The 15,343-nt window shown below is 55.8% G+C and carries 16 protein-coding genes and 3 tRNA genes; 9 read left to right on the top strand and 10 right to left on the bottom strand.

Annotation, left to right across the window (positions count from 1 at the left end; translation table 11 throughout):
- Positions 1-73 precede the first annotated feature (73 nt).
- The 4 genes from M2407_RS22235 to orn form a co-directional block, all read right to left on the bottom strand.
- Positions 74-149 (bottom strand) — tRNA-Gly (locus M2407_RS22235).
- A 55-nt stretch (positions 150-204) separates the two neighbouring features.
- Positions 205-280, bottom strand: a tRNA-Gly gene (locus M2407_RS22230).
- Between the two features lie 64 nt (positions 281-344).
- Positions 345-420: transfer RNA gene (locus M2407_RS22225), tRNA-Gly, on the bottom strand.
- A gap of 204 nt (positions 421-624) precedes the next feature.
- Positions 625-1,170: an oligoribonuclease gene (gene orn / locus M2407_RS22220; RefSeq protein ID WP_020824899.1), complete on the bottom strand. Its 546-nt coding sequence runs from the start codon at positions 1,168-1,170 to the stop codon at positions 625-627.
- A 183-nt stretch (positions 1,171-1,353) separates the two neighbouring features.
- Here orn and rsgA point away from each other — a divergent pair, with 183 nt between their 5' ends.
- From rsgA to mscM, 3 genes are all read left to right on the top strand, one after another.
- Complete coding sequence (rsgA, locus tag M2407_RS22215) at positions 1,354-2,403, top strand: small ribosomal subunit biogenesis GTPase RsgA (protein ID WP_020824898.1); 1,050 nt, start codon at positions 1,354-1,356, stop codon at positions 2,401-2,403.
- A gap of 76 nt (positions 2,404-2,479) precedes the next feature.
- Positions 2,480-3,376, top strand: a complete 897-nt coding sequence (gene asd, locus M2407_RS22210; protein ID WP_020824897.1) for an archaetidylserine decarboxylase — start codon at positions 2,480-2,482, stop codon at positions 3,374-3,376.
- A 13-nt stretch (positions 3,377-3,389) separates the two neighbouring features.
- A complete protein-coding gene (gene mscM / locus M2407_RS22205) occupies positions 3,390-6,737 on the top strand; it encodes a miniconductance mechanosensitive channel MscM (protein ID WP_048762797.1) in 3,348 nt (1,115 codons plus the stop codon).
- 69 nt (positions 6,738-6,806) lie between these two features.
- On the opposite strand, the gene epmA is transcribed toward mscM, so the two are convergent.
- Positions 6,807-7,784 (bottom strand): elongation factor P--(R)-beta-lysine ligase, encoded by a 978-nt coding sequence (gene epmA, locus M2407_RS22200; RefSeq protein WP_020824895.1) that lies wholly within the window; start codon positions 7,782-7,784, stop codon positions 6,807-6,809.
- 385 nt (positions 7,785-8,169) lie between these two features.
- Here epmA and frdA point away from each other — a divergent pair, with 385 nt between their 5' ends.
- From frdA to blc, 5 genes are all read left to right on the top strand, one after another.
- Positions 8,170-9,966, top strand: coding sequence for a fumarate reductase (quinol) flavoprotein subunit (frdA, locus tag M2407_RS22195; protein ID WP_020824894.1), 1,797 nt, complete (start codon positions 8,170-8,172; stop codon positions 9,964-9,966).
- Entirely contained in the window at positions 9,959-10,693 is a 735-nt protein-coding gene (locus tag M2407_RS22190) for a succinate dehydrogenase/fumarate reductase iron-sulfur subunit (RefSeq protein WP_020824893.1), read from the top strand. The genes frdA and M2407_RS22190 overlap by 8 nt, the downstream gene beginning before the upstream one ends.
- Positions 10,694-10,708: 15 nt before the next feature.
- On the top strand, positions 10,709-11,101 hold the full coding sequence (frdC, locus tag M2407_RS22185; RefSeq protein WP_020824892.1) for a fumarate reductase subunit FrdC: 393 nt from the start codon (positions 10,709-10,711) through the stop codon (positions 11,099-11,101).
- Between the two features lie 12 nt (positions 11,102-11,113).
- The gene (frdD, locus tag M2407_RS22180) at positions 11,114-11,473 is read left to right on the top strand and encodes a fumarate reductase subunit FrdD (RefSeq protein ID WP_020824891.1); all 360 of its coding nucleotides are present in this window, start codon (positions 11,114-11,116) and stop codon (positions 11,471-11,473) included.
- A gap of 87 nt (positions 11,474-11,560) precedes the next feature.
- Complete coding sequence (gene blc, locus M2407_RS22175) at positions 11,561-12,094, top strand: outer membrane lipoprotein Blc (protein ID WP_020824890.1); 534 nt, start codon at positions 11,561-11,563, stop codon at positions 12,092-12,094.
- Here the strand turns inward: blc and sugE are convergent.
- The 4 genes from sugE to efp form a co-directional block, all read right to left on the bottom strand.
- Positions 12,088-12,405 carry a quaternary ammonium compound efflux SMR transporter SugE gene (gene sugE / locus M2407_RS22170; RefSeq protein ID WP_020824889.1) on the bottom strand — a complete coding sequence of 106 codons (318 nt, stop codon included), beginning with the start codon at positions 12,403-12,405 and terminating at the stop codon, positions 12,088-12,090. The genes blc and sugE overlap by 7 nt on opposite strands.
- Positions 12,406-12,620: 215 nt before the next feature.
- Complete coding sequence (locus tag M2407_RS22165; RefSeq protein WP_020824888.1) at positions 12,621-12,752, bottom strand: entericidin A/B family lipoprotein; 132 nt, start codon at positions 12,750-12,752, stop codon at positions 12,621-12,623.
- A gap of 122 nt (positions 12,753-12,874) precedes the next feature.
- On the bottom strand, positions 12,875-13,003 hold the full coding sequence (locus M2407_RS22160) for an entericidin A/B family lipoprotein (RefSeq protein ID WP_232103375.1): 129 nt from the start codon (positions 13,001-13,003) through the stop codon (positions 12,875-12,877).
- A gap of 71 nt (positions 13,004-13,074) precedes the next feature.
- Positions 13,075-13,641 (bottom strand): elongation factor P, encoded by a 567-nt coding sequence (gene efp / locus M2407_RS22155; RefSeq protein WP_020824887.1) that lies wholly within the window; start codon positions 13,639-13,641, stop codon positions 13,075-13,077.
- A 42-nt stretch (positions 13,642-13,683) separates the two neighbouring features.
- Here efp and epmB point away from each other — a divergent pair, with 42 nt between their 5' ends.
- The gene (gene epmB / locus M2407_RS22150) at positions 13,684-14,712 is read left to right on the top strand and encodes an EF-P beta-lysylation protein EpmB (RefSeq protein ID WP_142816086.1); all 1,029 of its coding nucleotides are present in this window, start codon (positions 13,684-13,686) and stop codon (positions 14,710-14,712) included.
- A gap of 83 nt (positions 14,713-14,795) precedes the next feature.
- Here the strand turns inward: epmB and M2407_RS22145 are convergent, their stop codons facing one another.
- On the bottom strand, positions 14,796-15,140 hold the full coding sequence (locus M2407_RS22145; RefSeq protein WP_020824885.1) for a DUF4156 domain-containing protein: 345 nt from the start codon (positions 15,138-15,140) through the stop codon (positions 14,796-14,798).
- Between the last annotated feature and the right edge of the window lie 203 nt (positions 15,141-15,343).

Below are 15,343 nucleotides of genomic sequence, written 5' to 3'. Positions count from 1 at the left end.
ACAGGGTATGTATAACGAGACAAAGAACCGCGCCGCTAAAGGCGTTGGACTGAGTTTGAAACGAAGAGAAAATTGGAGCGGGAAACGAGACTCGAACTCGCGACCCCGACCTTGGCAAGGTCGTGCTCTACCAACTGAGCTATTCCCGCATTGAGATGCTTTGGGCATCCGGCCATCAAACAACAACATGGCCTTTGAATTTTTTGGAGCGGGAAACGAGACTCGAACTCGCGACCCCGACCTTGGCAAGGTCGTGCTCTACCAACTGAGCTATTCCCGCGTCGCATGGGTACTACCTGATACTTTTTTTATTCATCACGCCACATCAGCAGCATTGTTGAATTTGGAGCGGGAAACGAGACTCGAACTCGCGACCCCGACCTTGGCAAGGTCGTGCTCTACCAACTGAGCTATTCCCGCCCGGCGTATCGATGTCGGAACTAAACGAAATTCTTCATCGGTACGGGGTGCGCATTATACGAGAAATCCTTTTTGCCGCAAGCCCCTGAAAGCAAAAAAACGCGATTTTTGTTTGATTGCCGATTAAAGCGCCAAACTGATTAATTAAGCGGCGGAATCGGCTGCTTTCGGCAATAGGGCCCCGCTCAAGAGGCCCTGCATTCGTTATAACTGGATGAAATGCTCGCGGTAATAGGCCAGTTCACCTACCGACTCGCGAATGTCGTCCATTGCCTGGTGGGTGCCCTGCTTCTTGAAGCCACTGAGGATTTCCGGCTTCCAACGGCGCGCCAGTTCTTTCAGCGTACTGACGTCCAGATAACGGTAATGGAAGTAGGCTTCCAGTTCGGGCATATAGCGGAACAGGAAACGGCGGTCCTGACCCACGCTGTTGCCGCAGATCGGCGATTTGCCCGCCGGCACCCACTGCTGCAGGAAGGCGATGGTGGCCAGCTCAGCGGCATGGTCGTCAAACTGGCTGGCTTTCACCCGCTCCACCAGGCCGCTGCCGGTATGGGTGCGCACGTTCCAGTCATCCATCAGGGCAAGCTGTTCATCGGATTGGTGTACGGCGATCACCGGCCCTTCCGCGAGAATGTTCAGATTGGCGTCGGTGACCAGCGTAGCGATCTCGATAATGCGATCGCGTTCAGGATCCAAGCCGGTCATCTCCAGATCGATCCAAATCAGGTTATTTTCGTTTCCTGTCATGATATTTCCTGCGTAAAAGCCAAAAGATAAACAAACTGTAGGCAAGGCGGCGACCGGCGCTGGCCGTTCAGCGGCCAAGGTGCGCTGCGCGTGGCGGCTAACAACGGTTATTTAATATAAAATAGCGTGTATCATAGTCCTTTTGGTCGCCATGAGCGATAAAGCGGATTCAAGTGAGGCGCAGTGAGCAAGAACAAACTGTCCAAAGGTCAAGAACGCCGTGTACAGGCGAACCATCAACGTCGCCTGAAACGCACCGATAAAAAACCGGAACTGGATGATTCCCAACTGGGCGAGCCGCAGGACGGTATCGTCATCAGCCGTTTCGGGATGCATGCCGACGTTGAGGCAGCGGACGGCACCCAACACCGCTGCAATATTCGCCGTACGCTGCGTTCGCTGGTCACCGGCGATCGCGTGGTGTGGCGCCCTGGCGTTGGTACCCATGAAGGGGTCAAAGGCATTGTCGAGGCCGTGCATGAACGCACCTCGGTGCTGACACGCCCAGATTTCTATGACGGCGTGAAACCTATCGCCGCCAATATCAACCAAATCGTTATCGTTTCGGCGATATTACCCGAGCTTTCGCTGAACATCATCGACCGCTACCTGGTGGCCTGTGAAACGCTGGAAGTTGAACCGCTGATCGTACTGAACAAGATCGATCTGTTGGATGCCGAAGCGCGCAAACGGGTCGACGGCATGATGGATACCTATCGCAAGATTGGTTATCGAGTGCTGGAAGTCTCCAGCCAGACGCGCGAAGGCATGGAAGCGTTTGAACAAGCGCTGGTCGGCCGCATCAGTATTTTCGCCGGGCAGTCGGGGGTCGGCAAGTCCAGCCTGCTTAACGCTCTGCTGCCAGCTTCCAAAGAGCAAATTCTGGTAAATCAGGTTTCCGATGTCTCTGGGCTCGGGCAACATACCACCACCGCTGCACGGCTGTATCATTTCCAGCACGGCGGCGACGTGATCGACTCCCCAGGCGTACGTGAGTTTGGCCTGTGGCACCTGGAACCGGAACAAATCACCCAAGGTTTTGTCGAATTCCGTAACTATTTAGGCGGTTGCAAGTTCCGTGATTGCCGCCACGATACCGATCCAGGCTGTGCTATCCGTGCCGCAATGGAAAAAGGCGATATCGCCAAAGAACGTTTCGACAACTATCACCGTATTCTGGAAAGCATGGCGCAAGTGAAGGTTCGCAAGAACTTCACCGATGCCGCAGACTGATAATGCCGGGCGGCGTTGACGGTGGCAGAGCCAGCGTTACAATGCGCGCCCTTTACCCTGATTCAAGAGGTTAAACGTGCTGGATAGCATCAAAATTAAATTGCAGTACTGGTTACCGAAGCTGGCTCTGACCCGCCTGGCGGGCTGGGGTGCGGACAAGCAGGCCGGTTGGTTGACCCAATTGGTTCTGAAGGGCTTTGCCCGTTATTACCGCGTAAACATGCAAGAGTCGCAACATCCAGAGCTGAGCGCCTACGCCAGCTTCAACGAATTCTTTGTACGCCCGCTGCGTGACGGCGCCCGCCCGATCATCAGCGACGCCAACTGGCTGGCCCTGCCCGCAGACGGTGCCATCAGCCAGCTCGGCCAGATCCACGACGACCAAATTTTCCAGGCCAAAGGCCACAACTACAGCCTGGAAGCGCTGTTGGCCGGCAACTATGTGCTGGCAGAGCCGTTCCGTAACGGTCTGTTCGCCACCACCTACCTGGCTCCGCGGGATTATCACCGCGTACATATGCCGTGCAACGGCGTGCTGCGCGAAATGATTTATGTGCCGGGTGACCTGTTCTCCGTTAACCCATTGACCGCGGCCAACGTGCCAAACCTGTTCGCGCGCAATGAGCGTGTGATCTGCGTGTTTGATACCGCTGTCGGGCCAATGGTGCAGATCCTGGTGGGCGCCACCATCGTCGGCAGCATCGAAACCGTCTGGGCCGGCACGGTAACCCCGCCACGCGAAGGCATTATCAAACGCTGGACCTATCCTGAAGAAGGTGCGGAAGGCGCTATCGTGCTGGAGAAAGGCGAAGAAATGGGCCGCTTCAAGCTGGGTTCGACGGTCATTAACCTGTTTACCCCAGGCAGCGTACAGTTCGCGCCGCAGTTGAACAACGGCACCGTGACCCGCATGGGCGAAGCCTTCGCAGAAATCCCGGCCGCGTCTGCTGCCGTTGAAACACCGCAGATCTGAAGGAATTGACGCTGTGCGCCTGATTATCACGTTATTGCTCGGTTGCTTACTGGCTCAACCGGTGCTGGCCGCCACGGTGCCCACCGAAACACAGCTCAAACAGGAGCTGAAGCAGGCCGAGAGCAACAAGAGCGCGCCTAATCAGGCGGAAACCACTGAGGCGTTGCAAAGCGCCCTCAACTGGCTGTCGGAGCGTAAAGAGTCGCTAACGCGCGTTGAGCAGTATCAGCGCGTGATCGACGATTTCCCGAAGATGACGCAGGAACTGCGTCGTCAGTTAGCGCTGGAAGACAGCAAAATCCTGCCGAACGGCGATAACCTGCCCGCCAGCGATTTGGAACAGCAAATCCTGCAAACCAGCAGCCTGCTGCTGGAACAGGCGCGTTTGCTGCAGCAAGAGCAGGAGCGCACGCGGGAAATCAGCGATTCCCTCGGCCAATTGCCACAGCAACAGACCGACGCTCGCCGTGCATTGACCGAGGTTCAACGTCGCCTGCAGGCCCAACCCGCCAACCCGACCACTCCGCATGCTCAGGCTGCGCTGGCGTTATTGCAGGCGGAAGCCGCTGCACGCAAAGCCAAAGTCGATGAGCTCGAACTGGCACAGCTGTCGGCCAACAACCGCCAGGAACTGGCGCGGATGCGCGCCGAAGTCTACAAAAAGCGCCACGAGAAGATTGACGTTCAACTGCAGGCGCTGCGCAATAACCTCAATGCCCAGCGACAGCGCGAAGCCGAACTGGCACTGGAAAAAACCGAGCAGTTGGCCGAGCAAAATGGCGATCTGCCGAAAAGTATCAGTCAGCAGTTGCAAATCAACCGTGAACTGTCTGCGGCGCTGAACAATCAGGCCCAGCGCATGGATCTGATTTCATCCCAACAACGTCAGGCCGCCGCGCAAACGCTGCAGGTGCGCCAGGCATTAAGCACCATTATCGAACAGGCCCAGTGGCTCGGCTCCTCATCGGCGCTGGGAGAAACCCTGCGTGCTCAGGTCGCCACGCTGCCGGAAATGCCCAAGCCGCAGCAGCTCGATGGCGATATGGCCCAACTGCGCGTACAGCGCCTGCAGTTTGAAAGCCAACTGGAAAAACTGTCACAGCGCGAATTCAAACGTGACGACGGCAGTGAACTGACCAGCGCGGAAAGACGCATTGTCGACGCCCAGTTACGCACTCAGAGGGAACTGCTGAATTCACTGCTGTCCGGGTGCGATACTCAGATCCTCGAGCTGACCAAGCTGAAAGTGGCCAACACCCAGTTGATCGAGGCGTTAAACGAAATCAAGGACGCCACCCACCGCTATCTGTTCTGGGTGCCTGACGTCAATCCTATCACCCTGTCCTATCCGATTAACGTCGCGCACGATCTGACACGTCTGCTGTCGCTGGATACGCTGTCACAGCTCGGTGGGGCCTTTATGATGATGGTGACCAGCCGCGAAACGCTGATCCCCATCTTCGGCGCCCTGCTGCTGGTTATTTTCAGCATCAGCTCTCGCAAGCACTACCACGCCTTCCTGACACGCGCCAGCAGCCGGGTTGGCAAAGTGACCCAGGACGAATTCTTCCTGACCCTGCGCACCGTATTCTGGTCGATTTTGGTGGCACTGCCGCTGCCGGTGCTCTGGGCAGCGCTCGGTTTTGGCCTGCAAAGCGCCTGGAACTACCCGGTAGCCGAAGCGATCGGCAAGGGTGTCACCGCCACGCTGCCGATCCTGTGGGTATGTATGATTTGCGCCGCCTTCGCCCACCCACAGGGGTTGTTTATCGTGCATTTCCGCTGGCCGGTGAAGCAGGTTTCACGCGCCATGCGCTATTACAAAATGTCGATCTGGCTGATAGTGCCGCTGATCATGGCGTTGATCACCTTCGACAGCCTGAAAGAACGCGAGTTTGCCAATACCCTGGGGCGGCTGTGCTTTATCCTGCTGTGTCTGGCTTTGGCCATCGTCACCAATAGCCTGAAACGTGCCGGCATTCCGCTGTATCTGGATAAAAAAGGCTCCGGCGACAACATGGTCAACACCGCGCTGTGGGGGCTATTGCTGTCCGCGCCGCTGCTGGCGGCGCTGGCCTCCGCCGTCGGCTATCTGACCACCTCTCAGGCACTGTTGGCACGGTTGGAAACGTCGGTGGCCATCTGGTTCTTCCTGCTGGTGATTTACCACATTATTCGCCGCTGGATGCTGATCCAACGGCGACGTATCGCCTTTGACCGCGCCAAGCAACGCCGGGCCGATATTCTGGCTCAGCGTGCGCGCGGTGAAGAAGAAACACCGCATACGCCCAATAGCACCGAAGGATCGATGGACATGGATGATTCAGAAATCGATCTGGATACCATCAGCGCCCAGTCGCTCCGGTTGGTTCGTTCGATCCTGACGATGATCGCGCTGGTGTCGGTGATCGTGCTGTGGTCAGAAATTCACTCGGCCTTCGCCTTCCTGGAAAACATCTCCCTGTGGGACGTGACCTCGACGGTCAACGGCGTGGAAACCGCGCATCCAATCACCTTGGGTGCGGTATTGATCGCCATCCTGGTGCTGATCGTTACCATGCAGTTGGTGCGTAACCTGCCGGCCCTGCTGGAGCTGGCGGTACTGCAGCACCTGGATCTGTCACCGGGCACCGGCTACGCCATCACCACCATTACCAAGTATCTGTTGTTGTTGTTCGGCGCCATCCTCAGCTTTTCCTGGATCGGTATCGAATGGTCGAAATTGCAGTGGGTAGTGACCGCGCTCAGCGTGGGGTTGGGCTTTGGTATGCAGGAGATCTTCTCCAACTTTATCTCCGGCCTGATCATCCTGTTTGAAAAACCGATCCGCATTGGTGATACCGTGACGATCCGCAACCTGACCGGTACCGTCACCAAGATCAACACCCGCGCCACCACCATTTCGGACTGGGATCGCAAAGAGATCATCGTGCCGAACAAAGCGTTTATCACCGAGCAGTTCATTAACTGGTCGCTGTCGGACAACCTGACTCGTGTGGTACTGACCGTACCGGCACCGGCAGAAGCCAACAGCGAAGAAGTGACCAAGATCCTGACCAATGCCGCCGAACGCTGTTCGCTGGTGCTTGATAATCCGGCACCGGAGGTTTATCTGGTCGATCTGCAACAGGGTATCCAGATCTTTGAACTGCGTATTTACGCCGCCGAGATGGGCCACCGCATGCCGTTGCGCCATGAGATCCATCAGTTGATCTTGTCCGGCTATCGCGAGCACGGCATTACGCTGCCGTACCCACCATTCCAGGTTCGCAGCGAGACGCTGTCCCGCCTGACCAGCAACGGTCGCACGCCGGCCTCCACACCGGCGCCCAACACCAAACGCGAATCGGGCAGTTTGTAACCGCCGCATGCAAAAAGGGTTCGGCTATGGCCGAACCCTTTTTTTATCGCAATGGCGCTGAATTAGCGGTTATGCGCGCCCGACCGGGAAGGCCAACACTTCACTCAGGCTTTCAGCGCCCAACGCCAGCATCACCAGCCGATCAACGCCTAGCGCCACACCGGAACACTCCGGCATACCGTGCTGCAGCGCATCCAGCAGGTTGTTATCAATCGGGTGCTGCGGCAAACCGCGTTCCGCTCGCTTGCGGTTGTCCTGATCAAAACGCTGACGCTGCTCGCGGCTGTCGGTCAGTTCACGGAAGCCATTCGCCAGTTCAATACCTTTGAAATAGACTTCGAAACGCTCCGCCACGCGGTGATCTTCAGTGCTGATCTCCGCCAGCGACGCCTGACTGGCCGGGAAGTGATAAACGAACGCCGGTTTATCACGGCCGATGTACGGCTCCACGCCAACGGTAAACAACAATTGCAGCAGCGTATCGCGATCCTCTTCGGTATCGGCAATGTTGCTCAGATCGAGTTTGGCCGCCGCTTCACGCAGTTGTACCTTCTCCGCCGACAGCGGATCGATATCCAGATGGCGCAGGAAAGCCTGCTGATAAGACAGGGTCTCCGCACTCTCGCAGTCCAGTACCTGCTGCAGCAGATCATCCACCTCGTTCATCAGCCGGTACATGTCGTAGTGCGGACGGTACCACTCCAGCATGGTGAATTCAGGGTTGTGATGACGACCGGCCTCTTCATTGCGGAAACTGCGCCCCATCTGATAGATCGGCCCGCTGCCCGCCGCCAGCAGACGTTTCATGTGGTATTCCGGGCTGGTCATCATGTACAGCGTCATGCCATCCGCCGCACCGGGCCCGACAAAACGCGTCTGGAACGGGAACAGGTGAATATCGGTGACCGTCGCCTGGCTCATGGTTGGCGTCTCAACTTCCAGCACGCCACGATCGGCGAAGAAACGCCGGATCTCAGTCAGGATCGCTGCGCGTTTCAACAAATTGGCGATGGGTGCACTTGGCTGCCAGCTTGCCGTTTCGCTCATGGTAATTACTCCGAAATCAAACAGGGGATGCAGTCTACTCGTATCCTGGCATGCAAACAAATTCTTAACAGCTCGGCCGCTTTAACCTCGACATTACCTGATAAATAGTTGGCAAAAAGGTTAATAAAAGTTGAATAAACGTTAAATCCAACCCACAGGCAATTATCCTTCCGCCCGCCGGTTAAAAGGCAAAACAATCGATCACATCAAATTTCTTCTACTTAACTTTAGGTATAGTTAATTCCACATTATTGGTGGGAGATATCTATCCTTAAGCTTTATGCAACGACAATGAACTCAGTTAGTTAGCACCCGAAGAATATTTATAAATATTAAGCATAGATATTTAATTTGCCGTTCTTAACAAGAATATTGGAGGAATGCAGTGCAAACCTTTAACGCCGATCTTGCCATTATTGGGGCCGGGGGTGCTGGTTTACGTGCAGCAATAGCCGCAGCGGAAGCCAACCCCCAACTGAAAATCGCGCTCATCTCAAAAGTCTACCCGATGCGCAGCCATACGGTAGCCGCCGAAGGGGGATCCGCCGCCGTCACTCAGGATCACGACTCTTTTGACTACCACTTCAATGACACCGTTGCCGGTGGCGACTGGTTGTGTGAGCAAGACGTGGTCGACCATTTCGTCCACAACTGCCCGCGGGAAATGACCCAGTTGGAACAGTGGGGCTGCCCGTGGAGCCGTAAACCGGACGGTTCGGTCAACGTGCGTCGCTTCGGCGGCATGAAGATTGAACGAACCTGGTTCGCCGCCGACAAGACCGGCTTCCACATGCTGCATACCCTGTTCCAGACCTCGCTCAAATACCCGCAAATCCAACGTTTCGACGAGCACTTTGTGCTGGATATTCTGGTGGATGACGGTCAGGTCCGCGGTTTGGTCGCAATGAACATGATGGAAGGCACCCGCGTGCAGATCCGCGCCAATGCGGTGATCATGGCCACCGGCGGTGCCGGACGCGTGTACCGCTACAACACCAATGGTGGCATCGTCACCGGTGATGGCATGGGCATGGCGTTCCATCACGGCATCCCACTGCGCGATATGGAGTTCGTCCAATATCACCCTACCGGCCTGCCGGGTTCCGGCATCCTGATGACCGAAGGCTGCCGCGGCGAAGGCGGTATTCTGGTGAACAAAGACGGCTACCGTTATTTGCAGGACTACGGCATGGGCCCGGAAACCCCGCTGGGCGAGCCGAAGAACAAATACATGGAGCTGGGCCCGCGCGATAAAGTTTCGCAGGCCTTCTGGCACGAATGGCGTGCCGGTCGCACCATCGCCACCCCGCGCGGCGACGTGGTCTATCTCGACCTGCGCCATCTGGGGGAAAAGAAGCTGCTCGAACGCCTGCCGTTCATCTGTGAACTGGCCAAGGCCTACGTCGGCGTCGACCCGGTAAAAGACCCCATCCCGGTACGCCCAACGGCGCATTACACCATGGGCGGCATTGAAACCGATCAAAACTGCGAAACCCGCATCAAGGGGCTGTTTGCCGTCGGCGAATGCTCTTCCGTCGGTCTGCACGGTGCCAACCGCCTGGGCTCCAACTCGCTGGCGGAACTGGTGGTGTTTGGCCGGGTGGCCGGTGAGCATGCAGCTCGTCGCTCGCTGGAATCTGGCCCGGCCAATGGCAGTGCCCTTGATGCGCAAGGGCGCGACGTCGAAACCCGACTCAGCAATTTGATGAAGCAGGAAGGCAGCGAAAACTGGTCGAAGATCCGCGATGAAATGGGGCTGTCGATGGAAGAAGGCTGCGGTATCTACCGTACGCCAGAACTGATGCAAAAAACCATCGATAAACTGGCTGAGCTGAAAGAACGCTTCAAGCGCGTCAAAATCACCGATAACTCCAGCGTGTTCAATACCGACCTGTTGTACACCATCGAGCTGGGCTACGGCCTGGACGTCGCCGAGTGCATGGCGCACTCCGCCTTCAACCGCAAAGAATCCCGCGGCGCCCACCAGCGTCTGGATGAAGGCTGCACCGAACGTGACGACGTGAATTTCCTGAAGCATACGCTGGCGTTCCATAACCCGAACGGCGCACCGCGCCTGGAATACAGCGACGTGAAGATCACCAAACTGCCACCGGCCAAACGTGTGTACGGCGCTGAAGCCGAAGCGCAGGACAAAAAGGATAAGGAGCAGGCAAATGGCTGAGATGAACACCCTGAAAATCGAGGTCATGCGCTATAACCCGGAATGCGACGCAGAGCCACATTTTGAGACCTTCGCGGTGCCTTACGATGAACAAACCTCGCTGCTCGACGCGCTGGGTTACATCAAGGATAACCTGGCGCCCGACCTTTCCTACCGCTGGTCATGCCGCATGGCCATCTGCGGCTCGTGCGGCATGATGGTCAACCGGGTACCGAAGCTGGCCTGCAAGACCTTCCTGCGCGAATACACCGACGGCATGAAGGTAGAGGCACTGGGTAACTTCCCGATTGAACGCGATCTGGTAGTCGATATGACCCACTTTATCGAAAGCCTGGAGGCGATTAAGCCTTACATCATCGGCAATAACCGCAAACCAGAAGACGGCCCTAACGTGCAAACACCGGCGCAGATGGCCAAGTACCACCAGTTCTCCGGCTGTATCAACTGCGGGCTGTGTTACGCCGCTTGCCCGCAGTTCGGTTTGAACCCAGAGTTCATCGGCCCAGCGGCAATCACCCTGGCGCACCGCTACAACCTGGATAATCGCGACCACGGCCAGAAACAGCGCATGGCGCAACTCAACGGCCAAAACGGCGTGTGGAGCTGTACCTTTGTCGGCTACTGCTCTGAAGTGTGTCCGAAGCACGTCGACCCGGCCGCTGCTATCCAGCAGGGCAAGGTGGAAAGTGCCAAAGACTTCATGATCGCCATGCTGAAGCCGCAATAAGGGAGAGAAACCGCAATGACAACACAACGTAAGCCCTATGTGCGCACCATGACGCCAACCTGGTGGCAAAAGCTCGGCTTCTATCGTTTCTATATGCTGCGTGAAGGGACCTCGGTGCCGGCCGTGTGGTTCAGCATCGTGCTGATCTACGGCGTTTTTGCGCTGAAAGGCGGTGCGGAGAGCTGGGCAGGGTTCGTCGGTTTTCTGCAAAACCCGCTGGTGCTGCTGATTAACGTAGTCGCCCTGCTGGCGGCGTTGCTGCACACCAAAACCTGGTTCGATTTGGCACCGAAAGCCGCCAATATCGTGGTCAACAGCGAAAAAATGGGGCCAGGGCCTATCGTCAAAGCGCTGTGGGCGGTAACGCTGGTCGCCAGCGTGGTCATCCTGGCCGTGGCCCTGCTGTAATCCGGAGGAAACATGATAAATCAAGCACCTAAACGCTCAGACGAACCGGTTTTCTGGGGATTATTCGGCGCCGGCGGCATGTGGGGCGCGATCATCGCGCCCGCTATCGTGCTGCTGGTCGGCATTCTGCTGCCGCTGGGGTGGTTCCCAGGCGATGCGCTGGGCTATGACCGCGTGTTGGCTTTCTGCCAGAGCCTGATTGGCCGGCTGTTCCTGCTGCTGATGATTATTCTGCCGCTGTGGTGCGGTCTGCACCGTATTCACCATGCGATGCACGATTTGAAAATCCACGTGCCGGCCGGTAAATGGGTCTTCTATGGCCTGGCGGCCATCCTCAGCGTCGTCACCGTTATCGGCGTGGTGACGCTGTAAAACACTTCTGGCGGCCAACTCCCGTTGGCCGTCTGCTTTGCCTTTCGGCTACACTGTTTATTCCAACCCGGTAAACAGGAGTAACCAATGCGTTTTCGGTCAAAGCTATGCGCGATCATTCCCGCCTTCCTTTCCGCCGCTTGCAGCGTTTCCCCGCCGAAGAACATCAAAGTAGTGAATGATTTCGACAGCCAGCGCTATCTCGGCACCTGGTATGAAATCGCGCGTTTTGATCACCGTTTTGAACGCGGCCTCGAACAGGTCACCGCCAACTACAGCCCACGCGAAGACGGCGGCCTCAAAGTGGTGAACCGGGGTTTTAATACGCAAAAACAACAATGGCAGGAAAGCACGGGCAAGGCCTATTTTACCGGCTCACCACAGGTAGCCGCACTCAAGGTGTCCTTTTTTGGGCCTTTCTACGGTGGGTATAACGTGATTGAGTTGGATGCAGATTATCGCTACGCGCTGGTTTGCGGCCCAAACCGAGGGTATTTGTGGATACTGTCGCGCACGCCGACGCTGGACGCCGCCACGCGCGACAGATTAGTGCAAACCGCGAAAAACAACGGCTTTGATACGGATAAGCTAATCTGGGTGAAACAAACGCAGCATCAGTGACTGCTGAACTTCAACCCAAGTATGCCGACAACAATCAGGCACAGGCTGAGGATGCGCGCGATATTGGTTGATTCACCAAGTAACACCATCCCCATAATTGCCGCGCCTACCGCACCAATGCCTGTCCAAACGGCATAAGCCGTGCCGGCGGGCAGCGTTTTCATCGCATGTGCCAACAGCAGCATGCTGACCACCATGGCGGCAACAGTAATAATGCTGGGGGTCAAACGAGTAAAACCATGGGTGTATTTCAGGCCAACAGCCCATACGACTTCCAACAAACCGGCAATAAGCAGAATAATCCAAGCCATGAAACAGGCTCCATAACGGTGGGGTCGTCCCCGAATGCAGATGCGTAAACGGGTCGTCCCATTTAGCGTTGTGATATGCCAGGGGATTATACCCACTGCCGGGGAGGATAACAGTACAAAGCTTTCGGCAGGAGATAGGTCAACAGGGGAAGCGGTATCCCACAACGATGCCTTTGGGCAGCTTTTCGCGGAATACCGCAAGTCAGTAAAGGGAGTTATTCCGCGCTACGCTGGATAGCCTTGCCGCCAGCCTGGATGTCCTCGCCCACGCCCTGAGTGGTGTTGCATGCGGTCAATGAGGTCAAGATCATCAAAGAGAAAATCGCGATAATACTTTTCTTCAGCATAGGAAAGTCCTTATTTGTCAGTGATGAAAAAGTACGGCTTTCTAAGCGTAGTAAATATTAGCGAGAGTTGCTGTTTAAAATGGTTTTATTTCGCACGATTACATTAGAGGCTTTAATGGTTATTAGCTGGCAGTACGCGAAATAGCGCCGCCGAGGTGCTGAACGTCCTCACCGAAACCACGGAAAGTATTACAGCCGCTAAGGGACATCAGTAACAGTAGGGAGACAACGGCTAACAGAGTTTTTTTCATTATGTAGATTCTGCCAACGAGATACGGAAGGTAAAACAAAGGAGCCGCGCAGGGCTCCTTTCTTTTGAAACTTATTTTACGCGTGAAACGTATTCGCCAGAGCGGGTGTCAACGCGAACAACTTCACCAATCTGTACGAACAATGGAACCTTAACCACGGCGCCAGTGCTCAGGGTGGCAGGCTTGCCGCCGGTACCGGCAGTATCACCTTTCAGACCTGGATCGGTGTCAGTGATTTCTGCTTCGATAAAGTTCGGGGGCTGAACCGCGATTGGACGACCGTCCCACAGGGTAACGATACATTCTGCGTTGTCTTGCAGCCATTTTGCCGCATCAGAAACGGTTTTTTCTTCAACACCGTGTTGCTCGAAAGTCTCAGGGTGCATGAAGTGGTAGAACTCACCGTCGTTGTACAGGTAGTTCATGTTGGTATCTACCACGTCCGCGCCTTCGCAAGAGTCGGTAGATTTGAAGGTTTTCTCAACGCGAGTGCCGGTCAGCAGACGACGCATTTTAACGCGCGCAAATGCCTGGCCTTTGCCCGGTTTAACGAACTCACTGGATTCGATAGCGTAAGGTTCGCCCTCGAACATGATTTTAAGACCCGGACGGAAATCGTTGCTAGAATAAGTCGCCATGATGGCCCTCTGAATATTTAAACTGGTAGCTTAGCCAAAAAAATGGCACACATTATAACCCAAAGTACGGCATATAGAGAAGATTGGTTGCATCAACTCGCCGATGTTATTACCGATCCCGATGAATTACTGCAGCTTTTGTCACTGAATATGCATCCGGACCTGCCGCAGGGCCGTGAAGCCCGTCGGCTGTTTGCATTGCGCGTACCCCGCGCCTTCGCCGCACGCATGCGTCCCGGCGACGCCAATGATCCGCTATTGCGTCAGGTTCTGACCGCCAGCGAAGAATTCATCAATGCACCCGGCTTCACGACCGATCCGCTGGACGAACAGCGTAGCGTGGTGCCAGGCCTGCTGCACAAATACCGTAATCGTGCTTTGCTGTTGGTTAAAGGCGGCTGTGCGGTTAACTGCCGCTACTGCTTCCGTCGCCATTTTCCGTATCAGGACAACCAGGGCAATAAAGCCAACTGGCGTCAGGCGTTGGATTATATCCGCCAACACCCGGAACTGGATGAGATTATTTTCTCCGGTGGCGATCCGCTGATGGCCAAAGATCACGAGCTGGACTGGCTGATCGGGGAACTGGAAGCCATTGAGCACGTAAAACGCCTGCGCATCCACACCCGTTTGCCAGTGGTGATCCCGGCACGTATCACGCCAGAACTGTGCCGCAGGCTGTCGGCCTCACGCCTGCAGGTACTGATGGTCACGCACATCAATCATGCCAATGAGATTGACCGTGAACTGCAGGGAGCCATGGCGCAACTGCGTCTGGCCGGCGTCACCTTGCTGAACCAAAGTGTGTTGCTGCGCGGCATCAACGACAACGCCGACACGTTGGCGGCGCTGAGCAATGCGCTGTTTGACGCAGGTATCCTGCCCTATTACATCCACGTGCTGGATAAGGTACAGGGCGCGGCGCACTTTATGGTCAGTGACGACGAAGCGCGCGCCATTATGCAGGCGCTGCTGAGCAAGGTTTCCGGATATATGGTGCCGCGTCTGACCCGTGAAGTCGGCGGCAAGCCAAGCAAAACGCCGCTCGACCTGCGCCTGATGCAAGATTGACTGACCGACGGAATGACAAAAACAAAAGAGGCATGCCTGGGCATGCCTCTTTTTTATGCTATGACGTACGCATTAATCTTGCGTTACGGGCACTTATAAACCTGGCCGGCCATTTTGCTGTCCAGCGGGGCAAAGCTTGAAAGCAGGTTCTGGCTTGGGCTGGTAGCACCATAAATCACGTTGCCGCCCATTGCCGCTGCCTTGTTGCGCAGATCGTTTGCCGCGCCGCGCATGGAGCTGCCTTCACCACCGTTACCGGACAACCAGTTGCTCTGGGTGCCAGTCACTTCGCCCACCAGCTGGCATTCTGCCGCCGGTTTGGTATCGGTAAATTTAACCTGCTGACCTGCGGCGGAAAGTTCATTGGTGCTGCTGCAACCTGCCAGCAGCAAGGCTGCCGAAAGACCCAGTAAGGCTTTAATCCGCATCTTGTTCCCCATCTATATTGAGAGTTTCGCAAAAGCTTATCAGAAAGCGTTGCTATCTCTTAAGCATCCGTTGCCACTGGTGCTGGCCAACGTCTTGAGCGACAGCTGATGAAAGATCAGTTTACCAGCTAAATCAGCCCGGTCTGCATAAATATCATCAAAAGCAGTGAGACAAAGCACGCAAAAAAAAGCCCCGACCAATT

Source organism: Serratia sp. BIGb0234 (genome assembly GCF_024809915.1).
Classification (GTDB): Bacteria; Pseudomonadota; Gammaproteobacteria; order Enterobacterales; family Enterobacteriaceae; genus Serratia; species Serratia liquefaciens.
Note: the sequence above shows the minus strand (reverse complement) of the source record. Positions and strands in the feature narration are given on the sequence as shown.